The 15,693-nt window shown below is 42.9% G+C and carries 13 protein-coding genes and 1 pseudogene; 8 read left to right on the top strand and 6 right to left on the bottom strand.

Translation table 11 applies throughout. The features are described 5' to 3' along the window. Positions 1-114 precede the first annotated feature (114 nt). Positions 115-450, top strand: a complete 336-nt coding sequence (locus ACT3SX_RS09380) for a GlpM family protein (RefSeq protein ID WP_192519424.1) — start codon at positions 115-117, stop codon at positions 448-450. Between the two features lie 224 nt (positions 451-674). Next, positions 675-2,468 (top strand): potassium/proton antiporter, encoded by a 1,794-nt coding sequence (locus ACT3SX_RS09375; RefSeq protein WP_192519423.1) that lies wholly within the window; start codon positions 675-677, stop codon positions 2,466-2,468. A gap of 35 nt (positions 2,469-2,503) precedes the next feature. Here ACT3SX_RS09375 and ACT3SX_RS09370 read toward each other — a convergent pair whose 3' ends face one another. Continuing rightward, a complete protein-coding gene (locus tag ACT3SX_RS09370) occupies positions 2,504-3,331 on the bottom strand; it encodes a LysR family transcriptional regulator (protein ID WP_442070099.1) in 828 nt (275 codons plus the stop codon). A 274-nt stretch (positions 3,332-3,605) separates the two neighbouring features. On the opposite strand from ACT3SX_RS09370, the gene speB reads away from it, so the two are divergent. The 6 genes from speB (at position 3,606) to ACT3SX_RS09340 (ending at position 12,191) form a co-directional block, all read left to right on the top strand. After that, positions 3,606-4,574, top strand: a complete 969-nt coding sequence (gene speB, locus ACT3SX_RS09365; protein ID WP_192992214.1) for an agmatinase — start codon at positions 3,606-3,608, stop codon at positions 4,572-4,574. Positions 4,575-4,715: 141 nt separating this feature from the next. Further along, positions 4,716-6,437, top strand: a complete 1,722-nt coding sequence (locus ACT3SX_RS09360; protein WP_444761708.1) for a 5-guanidino-2-oxopentanoate decarboxylase — start codon at positions 4,716-4,718, stop codon at positions 6,435-6,437. Between the two features lie 61 nt (positions 6,438-6,498). After that, positions 6,499-8,304 carry a D-lactate dehydrogenase gene (gene dld, locus ACT3SX_RS09355; RefSeq protein WP_192519417.1) on the top strand — a complete coding sequence of 602 codons (1,806 nt, stop codon included), beginning with the start codon at positions 6,499-6,501 and terminating at the stop codon, positions 8,302-8,304. Next, positions 8,288-9,694: a YjiH family protein gene (locus tag ACT3SX_RS09350; protein ID WP_192519416.1), complete on the top strand. Its 1,407-nt coding sequence runs from the start codon at positions 8,288-8,290 to the stop codon at positions 9,692-9,694. Before dld ends, ACT3SX_RS09350 begins: the two co-directional genes overlap by 17 nt. A gap of 162 nt (positions 9,695-9,856) precedes the next feature. Continuing rightward, on the top strand, positions 9,857-11,395 hold the full coding sequence (locus tag ACT3SX_RS09345; protein ID WP_442069890.1) for an aldehyde dehydrogenase family protein: 1,539 nt from the start codon (positions 9,857-9,859) through the stop codon (positions 11,393-11,395). Positions 11,396-11,579: 184 nt separating this feature from the next. Further along, positions 11,580-12,191, top strand: coding sequence for a TetR/AcrR family transcriptional regulator (locus ACT3SX_RS09340; protein ID WP_192992449.1), 612 nt, complete (start codon positions 11,580-11,582; stop codon positions 12,189-12,191). 182 nt (positions 12,192-12,373) lie between these two features. Here ACT3SX_RS09340 and ACT3SX_RS09335 read toward each other — a convergent pair whose 3' ends face one another. The 5 genes and pseudogenes from ACT3SX_RS09335 to ACT3SX_RS09315 all read right to left on the bottom strand — a co-directional run. Further along, the gene (locus ACT3SX_RS09335; protein WP_319021004.1) at positions 12,374-12,838 is read right to left on the bottom strand and encodes a DsbA family oxidoreductase; all 465 of its coding nucleotides are present in this window, start codon (positions 12,836-12,838) and stop codon (positions 12,374-12,376) included. Positions 12,839-12,845: 7 nt separating this feature from the next. Beyond that, positions 12,846-13,034 (bottom strand): DsbA family oxidoreductase, encoded by a 189-nt coding sequence (locus ACT3SX_RS09330; protein WP_319021005.1) that lies wholly within the window; start codon positions 13,032-13,034, stop codon positions 12,846-12,848. A 181-nt stretch (positions 13,035-13,215) separates the two neighbouring features. Further along, the gene (locus ACT3SX_RS09325) at positions 13,216-13,770 is read right to left on the bottom strand and encodes a carboxymuconolactone decarboxylase family protein (RefSeq protein ID WP_192519413.1); all 555 of its coding nucleotides are present in this window, start codon (positions 13,768-13,770) and stop codon (positions 13,216-13,218) included. A 663-nt stretch (positions 13,771-14,433) separates the two neighbouring features. Then, positions 14,434-15,255 (bottom strand): sterol desaturase family protein, encoded by an 822-nt coding sequence (locus tag ACT3SX_RS09320; protein ID WP_192520556.1) that lies wholly within the window; start codon positions 15,253-15,255, stop codon positions 14,434-14,436. Between the two features lie 57 nt (positions 15,256-15,312). Beyond that, positions 15,313-15,693: pseudogene (locus ACT3SX_RS09315) on the bottom strand (CDP-alcohol phosphatidyltransferase family protein); the annotation flags it as partial.

Raw genomic sequence — 15,693 nt, 5'->3', positions numbered from 1 at the left:
ATAGGGGGTTTTTTATATTTTATGATTCTCATTATTTATTCTAGGATATTTTGTTCTGTATGCTCATTATCGTGATAAATTAGGCGATTAATATGCGACAGGAAAGAGTAGCTCATGATTTGGCTAAAAATGCTTATTGGTGCCTTGATGGTATTGGCAATTCAATTATTTGCACAAACTCGGTTTTTTTATTTGGCGGCGCTTGCACCACTTTTCCCCACTTTTACGTTAATCAGCCATTTTATTGTGGGTACTGAGCGTAATCCTGCTGATTTAAAGGTTGCTTTGATATTTAGTATGCTCGGCGTCATACCTCATCTTATCTATACTTTTGTAGTGTTTTTTAGCATCGGCTATGTCAGTCTTTATAAAGCCTTGATGCTGGGTGTGGTAGCTTGGATGATTGCTGCTGCTATTTTGGTCATTGCATGGCAGTACATACAAGCTTAAAGAGATATGGTTAACCTTGTCTTGCCACTTGTATAACCATAAGAGCGTTGTCTATAAAAAATATTTATAGATAATTTTTATAGACAGGGTGGTAGATGTTATTCTTGATAGCATTAAAACATACAGTTTAGGAGTAATAAGATCACAGATTGAATAACTTGAACCATAATATTGTCGCAACGATTTAGTTTATCACCATTTATAAAAATAGGGCTTAAAAAAAGATGGATACCTTAAATATCCTATACCTTGTAGGAGCATTGTTAATTTTTGCCAGTATTATGGCAAGTACATTGTCAGCACGCTTAGGCGTTCCATTGTTATTATTGTTTTTAATGGTGGGCATGTTGGCAGGCGAGCAGGGTATCTTGGGTATTGAATTTTCTCAATATCCGCTAGCCAATTTCGTCGGTCAGGCAGCCCTAGCTTGTATCTTGCTCGATGGTGGTTTACGTACCTCGTTTAAATCGTTCCGAGTGGGTTTAAAGCCTGCTATTACATTGGCAACTTGGGGTGTGTTTGCCACAGTGATGGTATTGGGCGTATTCATCACTTGGTTGCTTGATGTTGATTGGCGTTTTGGTCTACTGATGGCAGCCATCGTTGGTTCGACCGATGCAGCAGCGGTATTTTCTCTCTTACGAAATGGTGGTGTTAAGCTCAATGATCGTGTCCAGGCCACGCTTGAGTTAGAGTCTGGTGGTAACGACCCATTGGCTATCTTATTAGTCACGGGTTTGATTGCGCTAAATGTGGATCCGGCAGGGCAGAGCGTACTTGGATTTTTGGGTTTGCTTTTACAGCAGTTAGGTGTTGGCTTGGGCATGGGTTTGCTCTTTGGTTATTTACTATCACGGTTATTACCAAAGGTACATCTAGCCGAGGGCATGTATGCTATTTTAATACTGTCTGCAGGCTTGGCTGTTTTTGCCGCGACAAACCTGCTTGGCGGTAGTGGGTTTTTGGCGGTCTATCTCACAGGCGTGATGATTGGTAATCACAAGGTGCGATCGACCGAGCATGTCATGCGAGTGATGGATAGTTTTGCTTGGTTGTCCCAAGCGGTACTCTTCGTTGTTTTAGGACTCTTGGTCACACCGTCGAACGTCATTAATGTTTGGCATTATTCGGTAGCGATTGCCGCCTTTATGATTTTTATTGCTCGTCCTATTGCCGTATATAGTAGCGTCAAACCATTTAAGTTCAAGGACCGAGAAATTGGGTTTATCTCTTGGGTTGGCTTGCGTGGTGCGGTGCCTATTACGCTTGCTATCTTGCCTGTTATGGCAGGTATAGATAATGCGTTTATGTTATTCGATATTGCTTTCGGCGTGGTGGTTTTATCGTTGATTTTGCAAGGTACAACCATTCCTATTATGGCAAATCTGTTTAAGGTACGCATTCCAACAAATAAAGACCCGAAAGAAGAACATGAAGTTTGGGTATCTGATAAAGCCAGTATTACTTTGTATGAATTTGAAGTTCAATCAGGTGCTTTTGCCATCGGTCGACATCCTTTGGAAATCTCTAAGCGTGTCAATCCTGATGAAATTCGGATTTTTGCGTTAGTACGTGGACAAAAAATTATCGTGACTGATGAAGATACTAGGTTAAAGTTTGGTGATAGCGTTTGGTATGCGATGCGCGGAAATCATGCCAGTAAAATTGCTAAGATTTTTAATGACACAACGTTAAATCATAAAGCAATTGATGATTTTTATGGCGATTGGCTGCTATCACCCAGTGTAAAACTTGGTGATTTGCCATTTTTTACTGGAGTAATGTCTTCCGAGTCTCTAGTAGATACTCTAAAGTATAAACCTGAAAACGGTGTCAAAAACATGTGGGAACAAACCGTGGCGGAGTATGTAAAGCAACGTTTGGATACGGCCCCCGTTTCTGGTGATACTGTCGTAATTAGCGACGAGTGGTCATTAGTGATCAAAGAAGTCGATGACAAAGGACGGCTGAGAACTATTGGTTTAAAGTATCAAGAACCCCTAGCAGCTACACCATAAATTTTACCGCGCTATAGGACATATATGCACGTGCCCTATAGTAAATTCATCATTTTATTCAAAAAGTCAGCAACGTGTTTATGTTGGCTCTGCCGATACGCCCAATGATGCTCGACGGCATAACTGGCTTCCTCTCGTAGCAAGACTTTCATTAGGCCCATCTTCTCATAACGTGCTGCTAGGTCACGAGGTAAATAGCCAACATGATGACCGGCAAGAATCATCTGTGCGGTCGCTTCCATATGATAAGTAGTGGCGCTTAGCGTTTTGGGACGTACATGATGGATGCTGACATCCGTAATATAGCCACGCTTTATCCATGGATAGTTTTGTTCTAAATCTTCCAGTGTCAAACCTTCTGAATTATAAAATAGCCGATGTTCGCGTCCGCAGCATACCATTTGCCTTTCTACAAATGCTGGCTTGAACGTCAGCAATGGCGGAAAGCTGCCAAAATAACCAACACCAATATCACTTTCGTTGCTGAGCAATTTCTCTAGCATGTTCTCAGGGCTTTGTACGTCGATAGAAAAGTGTATCAATGGATTATTACGGTAGCTGCTTGCAAGTCGTTGTCTAAGTACCTCATAAAAAAAGTTAGGCATTTGATCGGTTAGGCAGAGTCTAATATGCCCGCCGTGAACGGAGTCTAATTGCTGAATATAATGCAGCTGATGTTGAAAGTTGGCGACTGATTCAGTAAAGGCGATGCAAGCCTCATAAACTGCTGCACCATCTTCTGTCAGCTTAAAGCCTGCGCGACCACGATGGCACAATGTCATACCGAGACGATCTTCTAAGTGCGTCAAATGACCACTGATCACTGAGGGAGTGAGGTTTAAGCGCGTCTGAGCCGCTGTCACCCCTGACAGTCTACGATGGCCATAAAACTACGCAGGGTTTTTATGTCTATTTTTATCAACTCATCTAATATCAAGAATTAGCCTCCAATAAATACCTTTTTGATAAATACTCCGTTCAACAAACTTCTGCTAATAACGTATAAGTCTGCTTTACTACGAAAATTTAGAAGTTTACTTCTGAATTTTACCATGGTTCAGCACCTTATATTTAGGTATTGTCAAAGGTATGTAGCAAATTGTGTATTTTCACTAACAGGTAATAAAGAGGTAATTTATGAGCTTCAATCAGCCACTAAGCGGTAACGAGATGCCAAGATTTGGCGGTTTCGCTTCTATGATGCGCCTGCCAACTCAAGCCGACGCCAAAGGATTAGATGTAGCGTTTGTTGGCGTACCACTAGATATTGGCGCATCCAACCGTAGTGGTGCAAGATTGGGTCCTAGACAGATTCGTGATGAGTCAAGAATGATTCGTCCCTACAATGTGGCGACTCGTGCTGCACCTTTTGAGTCATTACAAGTCGCTGATATCGGCGATGTCCCTATCAATACATTCAACCTGCTAAAAAGCGTCGATATCATCGAACAATTCTATACCGATAAAATCGTTAAACACGATGCTATCCCATTAACGCTAGGCGGTGACCATACCATTGCACTTCCTATCTTACGTGCGCTTGCCAAAAAACACGGCCCTGTTGGTATGGTACATATCGATGCTCATGCAGATATCAATGATGATATGTTTGGCGAAAAAATCGCTCACGGCACGCCATTTCGCCGTGCTGTCGAAGAGAACCTAATCGATGGTAATCGTGTGGTACAGATTGGATTACGTGGGACAGGCTATAGCGCTGAAGAATTTGATTGGTCAACTGAGCAGGGCTTTCGCGTGGTGCCTGCCGAGGAGTGCTGGTACAAGTCACTAGCACCCTTGATGGCAGAGGTACGTGAAAAGCTAGGCGATGGTCCTGTCTACTTAAGCTTTGACATCGATGGTATTGACCCTGCGTTTGCCCCAGGTACGGGTACTGCTGAAATTGGTGGTTTGACCTCAACGCAAGGTATCGAAATTGTGCGTGGTATGCGTGGTCTAGATGTGGTCGGCGGCGATTTGGTAGAAGTATCACCGCCTTATGACCCATTTGGTAACACTTCTGTATTGGCGGCGAATTTGTTGTTTGAGATGCTATGTATCTTGCCCGGTGTGCGTTATGACGATAAGGTCAAAGCGGTTTACTAATCGCCGTCATTTATTCCTCTATAATGAGCAACCTTTGCAGCTAACAGTTAGTAATCAATATCAAAGAGAAAATGCAAAGGTTGCTTTGAGGTATTGATAATTATTTGAATATTCAGCGAAATTTTCTAGGATGACTGACCCATGACCCAATTGACGCAAACGTCTTCTGCATTACCAAAAACCACTTCTCTAACCTGTGGTGAGCTACTGGTACAGTGGCTAGAGTATTATGGTGTAGAGACTGTCTTTGGCATCCCTGGTGTACATACGGTAGAGCTTTATCGCGGCTTGCCTAGTACCAATATCCGTCATGTGACACCGCGTCATGAGCAGGGCGCTGGGTTTATGGCGGATGGCTACTACCGTGCTTCTGGCAAGGTCGGGGTTTGTTTTATTATCACGGGCCCCGGCATGACCAATATAATGACAGCGATGGCGCAGGCGCTGGCTGATTCGATACCGATGCTAGTCATCTCTAGTGTCAACAAAGTCAAAGACACGGGTAGCGGTGAAGGACATTTGCATGAGCTGCATGATCAGCAGGGTATGGTCAGTAAAGTAGCTCTGACCAGCAAAACTATTTGGCAACCTGAATCGCTACCGACAATGATTGCAGAAGCCTTTGCTTTATTTAATGGTGCGCGTCCGGGACCAGTACATATTCAGTTACCTATCGATATCATCATTGCTGATGCCAGTCATGTCGCTAAGCCACCTAAGTTAAATGCTGCCGCAACTGGCCAAGCTGATACAAATAGCTTGAGCCTGCCACAGGTTACTAGATCACTGCCGAATCCTGCGCAATTAGACCTGATTGTACAGTCACTAAAAACCGCGAAAAACCCTGTAATACTTTATGGTGGCGGCTGTGTCGATGTCGATCACGATGCACAGCGATTGGCAGAGCTGATAGATGCGCCAACGTTTTTGACAATTAATGCCAAAGGCTTGCTGCTACCTGGTCATCCATTAAGTTTGGGTAGCAACCAGTCATTAGCCGCAGGTCGAGCCGTGATTACCGAAGCAGATTGGGTGCTAGCGATTGGTACTGAGCTTGGTGAGACTGACTACGATGTGTTCTTTAACGGTGAGTTCCAGATAAATGGCACGCTGGTACGTATCGATTGTGATGCCCAGCAACTGCAGCGTCCATTTAGAGCAGATATCGCGGTACTGTCCGATGCACAGATGGCGATTAGTGGTCTATGTAGCCGCTTAGAACATCAGGCACTCGATCATCAAGCACTGTCACGTGTTAATGAGGCAAAACAAGCCATATTGAAGGATGTAACAATAGACTTTGCTGGTCAAAATGCATTATTAAAGCTGATCAGAGATGAGGTGGAAGACGTCATATTTGTTGGTGATTCAACGCAGCCTGTCTATAGCGGTAACCTTGGCTTTGAAGCCTTAGCACCGCGTAAATGGTTTAACTCATCGACAGGTTTTGGCACCTTGGGTTATGGCTTGCCTGCTGCTATCGGAGCCATGGTTGGCTCAAACTTGCCTGTCGTCAGCTTGATGGGGGATGGCGGTATCCAATTTACGATTGCCGAGCTCATCTGTGCAGCCGAGCTTGAGTTGCCATTGATTATCTTATTATGGAACAACCAAGGCTACGGTGAGATTCGTCGGTATATGGAAGAGGGCGGTTTACCAGTGATTGGTGTCAATATTAAAACGCCAGATTTTGCGCCACTAGCAGCAGGGTTTGGGGCTGGCTATCGCAGAATCACCGATAAGCAGCAACTATTAGCCGCATTAAAAACAGACACTAAGGGTAAACAGCCAATCATTTATGAGATTGATGAAGCGGATGATTTTTTAAAAGAGATAGCTGAGACAGTCACTTATTTTAGTTAAGAGTGCTGATGTTCATAACTTTATAAAGTGACAAACGCTGATTACGCAAGGAAGTATGTTCATGCCGCCAAACGCTAAAAAATGGTCAGAAAACAGACACAAGCAAATATCGTGTTTGTTGACCGACCTTGCGGCTGTTGTTGGTACGACCAACCTATTAACAAAAGCAAGCCAGCAGCAGTCCTATGTACAAGGTGCGATTGAAGCCATCACAGACGCTACCGCAGCAGTTGTGATACCAAATTCTCTAGTGGCACTATGGCGAGTCATTAATATCTGTGCAGCTGCCGATGCAATCATCATTGCTCAAGCGGCTAATACAGGCTTAACAGGTGGCTCCACTCCAAACGGAGACTATGATCGACCGCTAGTAGTGATCTCTATGCAGTCATTGGGCGGTGTGCATTTACTCAATAATGCAGCAGAGCTGGTTGCTTTGCCAGCTGCTACTTTGCAGCAATTAGAGTCTATCCTTGCGCCATTAGGGCGTGAGCCGCACTCAGTATTAGGCTCTAGTTGTGTTGGTGCATCGGTGATTGGCGGTATTTGTAATAGCTCAGGCGGGATGCTAGTACAGCGTGGGCCTGCATATACTGAGATGGCATTATTTGCTAGACGCAATGCCTCAGGAGCGTTTGAGTTAATCAATCATTTGGGGCTGGATTTGGGTTCGCATCCCGAAGAAATGCTAGAGAACTTGCAAGCTGGCACATTTAGCGAAGCCTCAAACAGCACAAGCGATATTCAAGCTTGTACCAACCAGCATTATCAACACAAAGTTCGTGATTGTGAGGCAACGACACCTGCTCGATTTAACAATGATCCTAATGGTCTGTATGAAGCGTCTGGTTCAGCGGGTAAGGTTATTGTATTTGCGGTGAGGGTAGCGACCTTTGCTAAACCAGAGCGAGAGCAAACGTTTTATATCTCGACCAATGATGCGGATACTTTAACCACACTCAGAACACAATGGTTAAAGAGTGAGCTCACGCTGCCTATCTTGGCTGAGTATATGCATGGGGATTACAACGATATCACGATGCGCTATGGTCGCGACACTTGCTTAAGTATGCGAAAGCTGCCTGCCAATAAGATAGGTGCGCTATATCGATTGCAGGCAAAGATTGGCTATTATCTGGATAAATGGCATCTGCCAAAGACGCTGCCAGATCGGATATTGCAACTGTTATCGAGACTTATGCCGCAATCGTTACCCGAATCTTTGAGTAAACAAGCGCTCGCATATAAATACCATTTGATTATAAAAGTCGCAGATGGCGTTGATGGTATTGGCGGCAACAACAACATCACCGCTGCGCAGACATTTTTGCAAAACCATCTACAGCAGTATCAAGGTGCGTTGCATGTATGTACAGCATCCGAATCGCAGTCGTTATTGGTGTTTCGCAGTGCCGCGACCGCTGCCATGTTTCGTTATTACGATTTAAGTCAAGATAAATTAAGCCAAGACAAATTTGGCGAGCTGTTATCGACTGATATTGCCTTACCTAGAAATGCTGTAGATTGGGATGAGGCTTTACCTAATTCCTTACAAGAACAAGTCAGCAAAACTTTTTATTTGGGGCATTTTTTCTGTCATGTCATGCACCAAGACTATTTATTGAAACCCAATATCAATGCCAAGCAGTTCAAGGATGAGTTGCTGGCATTTTATGACCAACGTCATATCGAGTATCCGGCGGAGCACAATGTGGGGCATGTGTATCCTGCTAAAACCGAACTACATCGTTTTTATAAAAAACTGGATCCAACCAATTCGCTAAACCCAGGTATTGGTCAGACAGAGAAATGGAAAAACTGGCAATCATCGCCCATTAAGGAGAAGTTAAATGACGAATGCTATTGATAAGTCGCAGCAGCCGATTTTAGGGAACAACACTGTCGACCCAGAAACGCCGCAGGCAGGACAATGGCGCGATGCCATGTGGAAATTTTTATTATTTTCAGCGTTAGGGATTGGGTTATTTATCATACCCTTCCAGTGGGATGGCAAAGTCACTATTTTATTGGGTGTATTGACCGATACGTTGCAGGCCATGTTGGGTGGTTTTGTGGCTTATATTACCATGGCAATCGTGTCTATTTCTTTCATCGGAGCTCTGGCGGTTAAGGTACTAAAGCCCAACTTAAAAGAGAACTCATTGGCAAAAAACCTCTTTGATGTGGATTGGTTTTGGTTGATCACGCGATTTTTGGGCATGTTATTTGTTTGGATGATTTATCTACAGGTCGGCCCTGAGTTTATTATCAATCGTAATACGGGCGGCGTCATTTTTGAAGATTTGATTCCCATTTTGATTCCACTGTTTTTCTTCGCCATTTTGTCACTACCATTCTTGACTGACTTTGGTTTGATGGAGTTTTTGGGTACTTTAGCCAGTAAGATATTCATTAAGCTGTTTAAATTGCCAGGTCGCTCTGCTGTCGATGCCATGTCTTCTTGGTTTGGCGCCGCATCTATCGGTCTGCTAGTCACCATGCAACAGTATGACAAGAGCTTCTATAGCCAGCGCGAAGCATCTATCATTGCCACCACATTCTCAGTGACCTCTATCGCCTTTACCTACGTAGTGGCCAAAACCATCGGTGTGGACAATAACTTCGTCTACTTTTATTTGACTATTGCACTCACAGGGTTTATCGCTGCGATCATTATGCCGCGTATACCGCCATTATCACTTAAACCTGACACATATCACGCTGGCAAGAGCATGCTAGATGAGGGTATTCCTGCACAGTACACCACTTATCAATGGGCACTCAATCGTGCCGTCACCCGCGCCCATTCTATGCCCAGCCTAGGTTATGTGTTCAAGCGCAGCGTTGGTAATTTGTTTGATATATATTTTGGATTGATCCCTGTTATTTTTGCTATCGGAACCATTGGTCTTGGTTTGGCAGAGTACACGCCTGTCTTTAACTGGTTAGCAACACCGCTCGTGCCACTGCTTGAATGGTTACAAATCCCAGAGGCTGCAAAAGCAGCACCAGCCATGATTATGGGCTTTGCGGATATGTATTTACCCGCCTTGATCGGTAAAAGTATTGAGAGTGAGATGACAAGGTTCATTGTTGGTGCTTGCTCCATCACACAGATTATTTATATGTCTGAAGTTGGTGCGCTGATCTTGAAGTCAAACATTAAGTTAAATGTGCTAGAGCTGTTCATAATCTTTATGTTCCGTACGATCATTAGTTTGGTGGTTATTACATCAGTGGCGCACCTATTGTATTAACCACAAGACTGTATTAACCGCAGATACAGGGCTAAAAAATATCTAGCTTAACAGTAAGACATAAATAATCGGTTTTTCTGTCATCAGATAAACCGATTATTTAATCGATAGTGTTAAATATATAAAAATAATTTTATTAAAAATATAAGGAGATGGACCATTATGGAAATGCTGAAGTCTAAAGACCTAACCAGAGAAACTGCTAGTCAAACCGCTCAAAATGAAGTTGTATTAAATGCCGCTTATATCAATGGTGACTGGGTTACGATCGAAGCGCCTGCACCTGACACTGGCATTGACACTGATAATGCAGGTTCTAATAAAACAAATAATCATGCTTTGTATGATCCAAACTCGGGTGAGGTGATCGCAACGACGCGCTTATGCACCAGTGCCCATGTAGCGCAGGCAGTCGAAGCGGCTGATGCAGCGTTTGCTAGTTGGTCACAAACCGCTGTTAGTGAACGTGCACACTATCTAAATGCCATTGCAGACTCTATGGAGCAGCAATTTGATAAATTGGTTGGGCTGTCTGTATTAAACAACGGCAAGCCAATTGAAGAAGCAAAAATAGACGTCAGTGATGCCATTGCCTGCTATCGTTATTATGCCAATATCATCATAAAACAAGCGACTTTATCTGAGGTGCTGACCAATGAGCCGGCCGTACGCTTGCTAAAAACCTATGCGCCAGTGGGTATTTGTGCACTCATCACCCCTTGGAATTTCCCCATGGTGACGACTGCTTGGAAACTAGCGCCTGCGCTAGCAGCAGGCTGTACCGTGCTATTAAAGCCGTCTGAAGTGACATTATTACCAGAGCTCATGCTAGGTAATATCTTATCGGAGATAGGCTTGCCAAAAGGGGTGGTCAATATCTTACCTGGTGCGGCTGAAGTGGGTGCTGCTATGACCAGTCATCCATTAATTGACAAAGTCTCGTTTACGGGTAGTAATGTCGTTGGTGAAAAAGTCATGACTCAAGCAGCGAGAGGTATCAAAGACATCAGCCTAGAGCTGGGTGGTAAGTCTGCTATCGTCGTATGTGCAAATGCTGATATTGGCTATGCCTGTGATTTAATTATTGGCGGTATATTTGCCAATGCAGGTCAGATATGCTCAGCCACTTCACGTTTGCTTGTACATCAAGATATCGCTGAACAGCTGTATGAGACCTTAAAGGTTAAAACAACAAGTCTGCAAATCGGTGATGGTTTTGCGGCAGACACGTTAATGGGTCCATTAGTCAGCGAGCAGCAATTGAAACAAGTCAAAAAATACTTTGATATTGCCACTGCCGAACACCTTGATTGTCTGACTGGTGGCGAGTTAGTGAACGGCTCTGGGTATTTTGCTATGCCAACTGTCTATACCGATGTACCGACGACCAGTCAGTTATGGAAGGAGGAAGTGTTTGGGCCTGTATTAGTTAGTACCACCTTTACCGACGATGCAGAAGCTGTTCGACTAGCCAACGATAGTAAATTTGCTCTAGCAGCGACCATCGTTAGTACCGATGAAACTGCTGCACTTGAGATGGCACTACAAATTAAAGCAGGGCATATCTGGATCAATGAGCAACAAATCGTACTGCCAGAAGCAGGGTGGGGCGGATTTAAGCAAAGTGGTATCGGACGCGAATTGGGCGGTGATGGACTGTCTGCTTATCAGAAAAGCAAGCATGTCTTATTGCCTTATTAAAAAATTAGGTTTGTTCAGGCTAAGGGCTAAGAGTAGGGGGCAATCATTAATCACTAGCCTGATTTTTATTGCGTAAAGTAACTTTACTAGACTAGAGTCACCATTCGATATAAAATTGAGCAATCATTCAAATTTATTGTTGTGGCTATTTTTATAAAGCCACGGCTTATGTAATGGAAAAGTTATGTCACGTACCGCACTTTATAATCGTCATGATTCATTAGAACGCGCGTTAAAACTTTTTTGGCAAAAGGGCTTTCACGCAACTTCTTTAAAAGATATAGAAGGGGCGCTGGACATGCGTCCGGGTAGTATTTATGCCGCATTTGGTAGTAAAGACGGATTGTTTCAAGAAGCCTTAGACTATTATGCTCGCTCAGGATTGACGGAGCTTGAACGTATATTAAGTAAAGAGCCGTCTCCATTATTGGGATTGGCTGCTTACTTGCGTCAGCTTGGTGGCATTAGGGATAAAGAGCTGCCAAGCCGAGCTTGTCTGTTGGTCAAAAGTTTATTGGAGTTGGGCGCTCGTGAGCAGGCAGCATTAGCAAAGGTTGAGATGCTACTGGCTGGTATGGAGACCCGTTTTATCGGTTATTTTACCGAAGCACAGCGATTGGGTGAGATGGACAGTGCATTGGACGCAACTAGGTTAGGGCGCCGCTTACAGGCCGAAGTGATGGGGCTGCGAGCTTTTGCACAGCGTGATGTAGACAGTGCAGCAGTACATGCATTGGCAGAGGACATGGCACTCTCTATAGAAGCGCTACGTATCGATGAACATGCTACTGTTTAATCTTTATAATATTAAAAACTGATATCGTTAAAATCGATTTCACTAGAAATTGATACCACTAAAAACTGACATCGCTAAAAGTTAACACCATAAAAAAGGGTTGTAGAGGAACTGTATAGTCTCGGGCTACACAATTCCTCTACAACCCTTAATGTTATAAAACCAACCATCATTTAGATGAATTAGTCTGGCATATCAGCCAACTGCTGCAAAATGCTCTTATAGTTCTCAATACCTTGAGCACCGCTGATTAGGTGACGCTCATTAAGAACCATAGAAGGCACACTTTGAATGCCTTGTTGCTGCCAGTGTTGTTTTTCTTTTTCTACTGCTGCAGCAAACCGCTGGTCTGCTAAGACCGCTAATGCTTCGTCACGATCCAATCCAACCTCTGCCGCAACATCGGAAAGCACATTATGATCTGATATATTTTTATTATCGACGAAGTGTGCGACGAACAATGCTTGCTTTAGGTCATGCATACGCCCTTGTTGACTGGCCCAATGTAGCAGCTGATGCGTATTAAAAGTATTGTAAGTACGAAAGTCATCGGTAAACTGAAAATGAAATCCAGCTTCTGAACCTACTTCCGCCATTCTAGCTCGGTTCTCTTGAATGTTCTCAGCAGTGGTACCGTACTTCTCCATGATATGCTCACGATAGTTTCGTCCTTCGTCCTTCGTGCGGCGTATTAGGATTTAACTCAAATGGATGCCAGTGAATCTCGTGCGGAGTGTTGGTTTGTTTTAATGCCTCGGCTAGTTGACTATAGCCAATAGCACACCAAGGGCAGACCACATCTGACACGATATCTATTCGTAATGGCTTTTTTGAATCACTCATAGTGGCTCCTTATTTTATACTTATACACATTGTATTTATATATATTGTCGTCTTATACATATTGTATAAAGAGCCGTTCTAAATCGAATAATCTAATTGATGATACGACCCAAAACAGCCCTTCATGTTTTACACAACGTATATTTTATACAGTTGGACAGCTTTAATCAGTTAACTTTAATTAGTCAGCTTTGTGCCATTCAAAACTTTGGAAAGGCTTGTCAATTGGTGTATTGGCCAAATGGTTTGTGTAGTTACTCATTACTTTTTGTGCAGCAGCAAGTATGACTTCTAATACTTGACGTTTGGTAAAACCTGCATTCAAGAATGATTGTACGGCATCATCATTCACGTTACCACGGTCACGAATGACAGACAGGGTAAAGTCACGTAATGCTTCTAGTTTTGCCGTTGGTAGTGGTGTCTCATTACGTAATGCTTCAGTAATTGCGTCATCTACTTTCATGCTTTTTGCGATACCTGTATGTGCAGGGACGCAATAATGGCACTCATGTTCTACGTTGATGGTTTGCCATACAACAGTGGTTTCTTCATTATCAAAACTGCTATCTAAAAACAGTTGATGTAGCTGTTGGTAACCTTCGAGTAAGCCAGGCGCTTCAGCCATCACTGCATGTAGGTTTGGAATCATACCAAAGGCATTGATAGAGTTGTCTAGTAATGCTTGGCTTGCTTCTGGTGCGCTTTCTTTATTATGTAAAGTAAAATCAGTCATATTAAAACCTTTTAATCATTATTAATAAATTGTTGTAGAGTAAGTGTGCAAGCGACTTAAGAGCCAAATATTTATTTGAGCGAAAACTCACGTTCATAAATCATATTAATCAATGGTATTTGCTCGAGCTGCTTAACAACTGCAACCACTATAAATCATTTTGAGCACTCGTTCAAATTATATTTGAGTGAACGCTCAAGTTATTTGTAAATTTGGTTTACATTGTGAGTGGATACCTAAAATGGTAAGTACCAAAGCGTTTATAGATAAGGGTTTGTCATAATCAGATATATTGGAGAAAGCTTAGGGCGTGTTTGATCTTTCACAAATAGGCACTGCTGATTGCTAAAATTGTTCCAGACAAGGCGCAAAGCGACGATAATGCAAATGCCGTAGCTAGATTTGCAACGCAGTATGGTGCAGTTTTAGCATCAGCCGTAGGGACAGGACTCTTTTTTGCCGCTCCATTGCTAAAAATAGACGCTTAGAAAGACTAAACTTACTATTTTTACCTTAGAATCGCCTAAAAAATAGTCTCTGTCAGTGCTATGGTTGAATATCAAACACGCCCTAACCATACCTAAAAAAATATGCAGACATGGTTGCTGGCTTGAATGTTCTTGGCTTGATGACTGTTAGCTTGAATGTTTCTACCTTGATGGTTTATTTACTTTTAGAGATTTTCCCTTTGGGCGGTTTGTCTTTGAATGGCATGATGAGTAAATTCCATAACGATGCATTTTGTTCGGGCAGAGGATATTCTTTTAAACCAATATCCAACTCGCTGTCAGATTTTTTTGCTTCACTCTTATAGCTACCAAACAACTTATCCCACCAAATAACGCTAAAACCAAAGTTTGAATCGGTCTCGCTCACGCGTTTACTGTGGTGGATGCGATGCAAAATTTGAGTCATCAATATTAATCGCAATGGTTTTTCGATAGCAGGTGCTAGGCGAATATTGGCATGATTAAACATGGCCAGTCCATTTAGAACAATTTCAAAAATTAATACAGCGATGGCAGGTATGCCCAACAAGCTAACGGCAATGAACTTGACGACGATACTCAATAAAATCTCGATAGGATGAAATCTCAGACCCGTACTGGTATCAATGTGTGCATCGGCATGGTGTACTCGATGCAAGCGCCATAGAGTAGGGACGCGATGAAACAATCGATGCTGCCAATAGATGACGATGTCGAGCAGCAGTAAGCTCAATATAATAACTACAATACTGGGCAGCTCAATGATATTAAATAAGCCAATACCATGCTGTTGGTTATATAGTGCCACAGCTGTCAGGCCGATAGGTATGGCCAACCGTGTGACGATAGAAGCCGCAACCACCAAGCTAAAGTTAGCAAACCAGCGTTTGCTACTTTTGATCGGGGATTTGCGTGCAGGCATGCGCCACTCAAGCAACATCATTATGACTAACACGCCAAAAAAAACGCCCAGTCTCCACCATACTTCATTTGTCATTGGTTAACTCTTTTGTTGATATACGTATTTTAAATCCTTTTAAATAAATGACGATATTCAGCTTTTGTGAATATCCGCTTCTAGTTGTTTCAGAGTGTTGTAGCCACCATGAATGCGGGTGAAAACAGTGACGGCACAAGCAGTCGCAAAAATGCTAGCGAGTACAGCAAAATGCTGCGGCCACAGACAAAATGCTACAAATATTGCGATGGTCTCGGTACCTTCAGTCAGACCGTTTAGATAATAAAAGCTTTTGTATTTAAACTGCGGCTTATCCAAATTGAACTTTTCAGCGGCAATGGCAAATGCCAAAAAGCTAGAGCCAGTACCAATAAATGTAGCCAATAATATAGCGCCAGCAATGGCATTTTGTTCAGGGTTTGCCAAAATAAAGCCAAGTGGTATGGCGGCATAAAATAAAAAATCCAAGGTAATATC

The sequence above is a fragment of the Psychrobacter sp. AOP31-B2-9 genome, assembly GCF_052378005.1.
In the GTDB taxonomy this organism is placed as follows: Bacteria; Pseudomonadota; Gammaproteobacteria; order Pseudomonadales; family Moraxellaceae; genus Psychrobacter.
The sequence above is the reverse complement of the archived record's forward strand: the minus strand, read 5'-3'. Positions and strand labels throughout refer to the sequence as shown.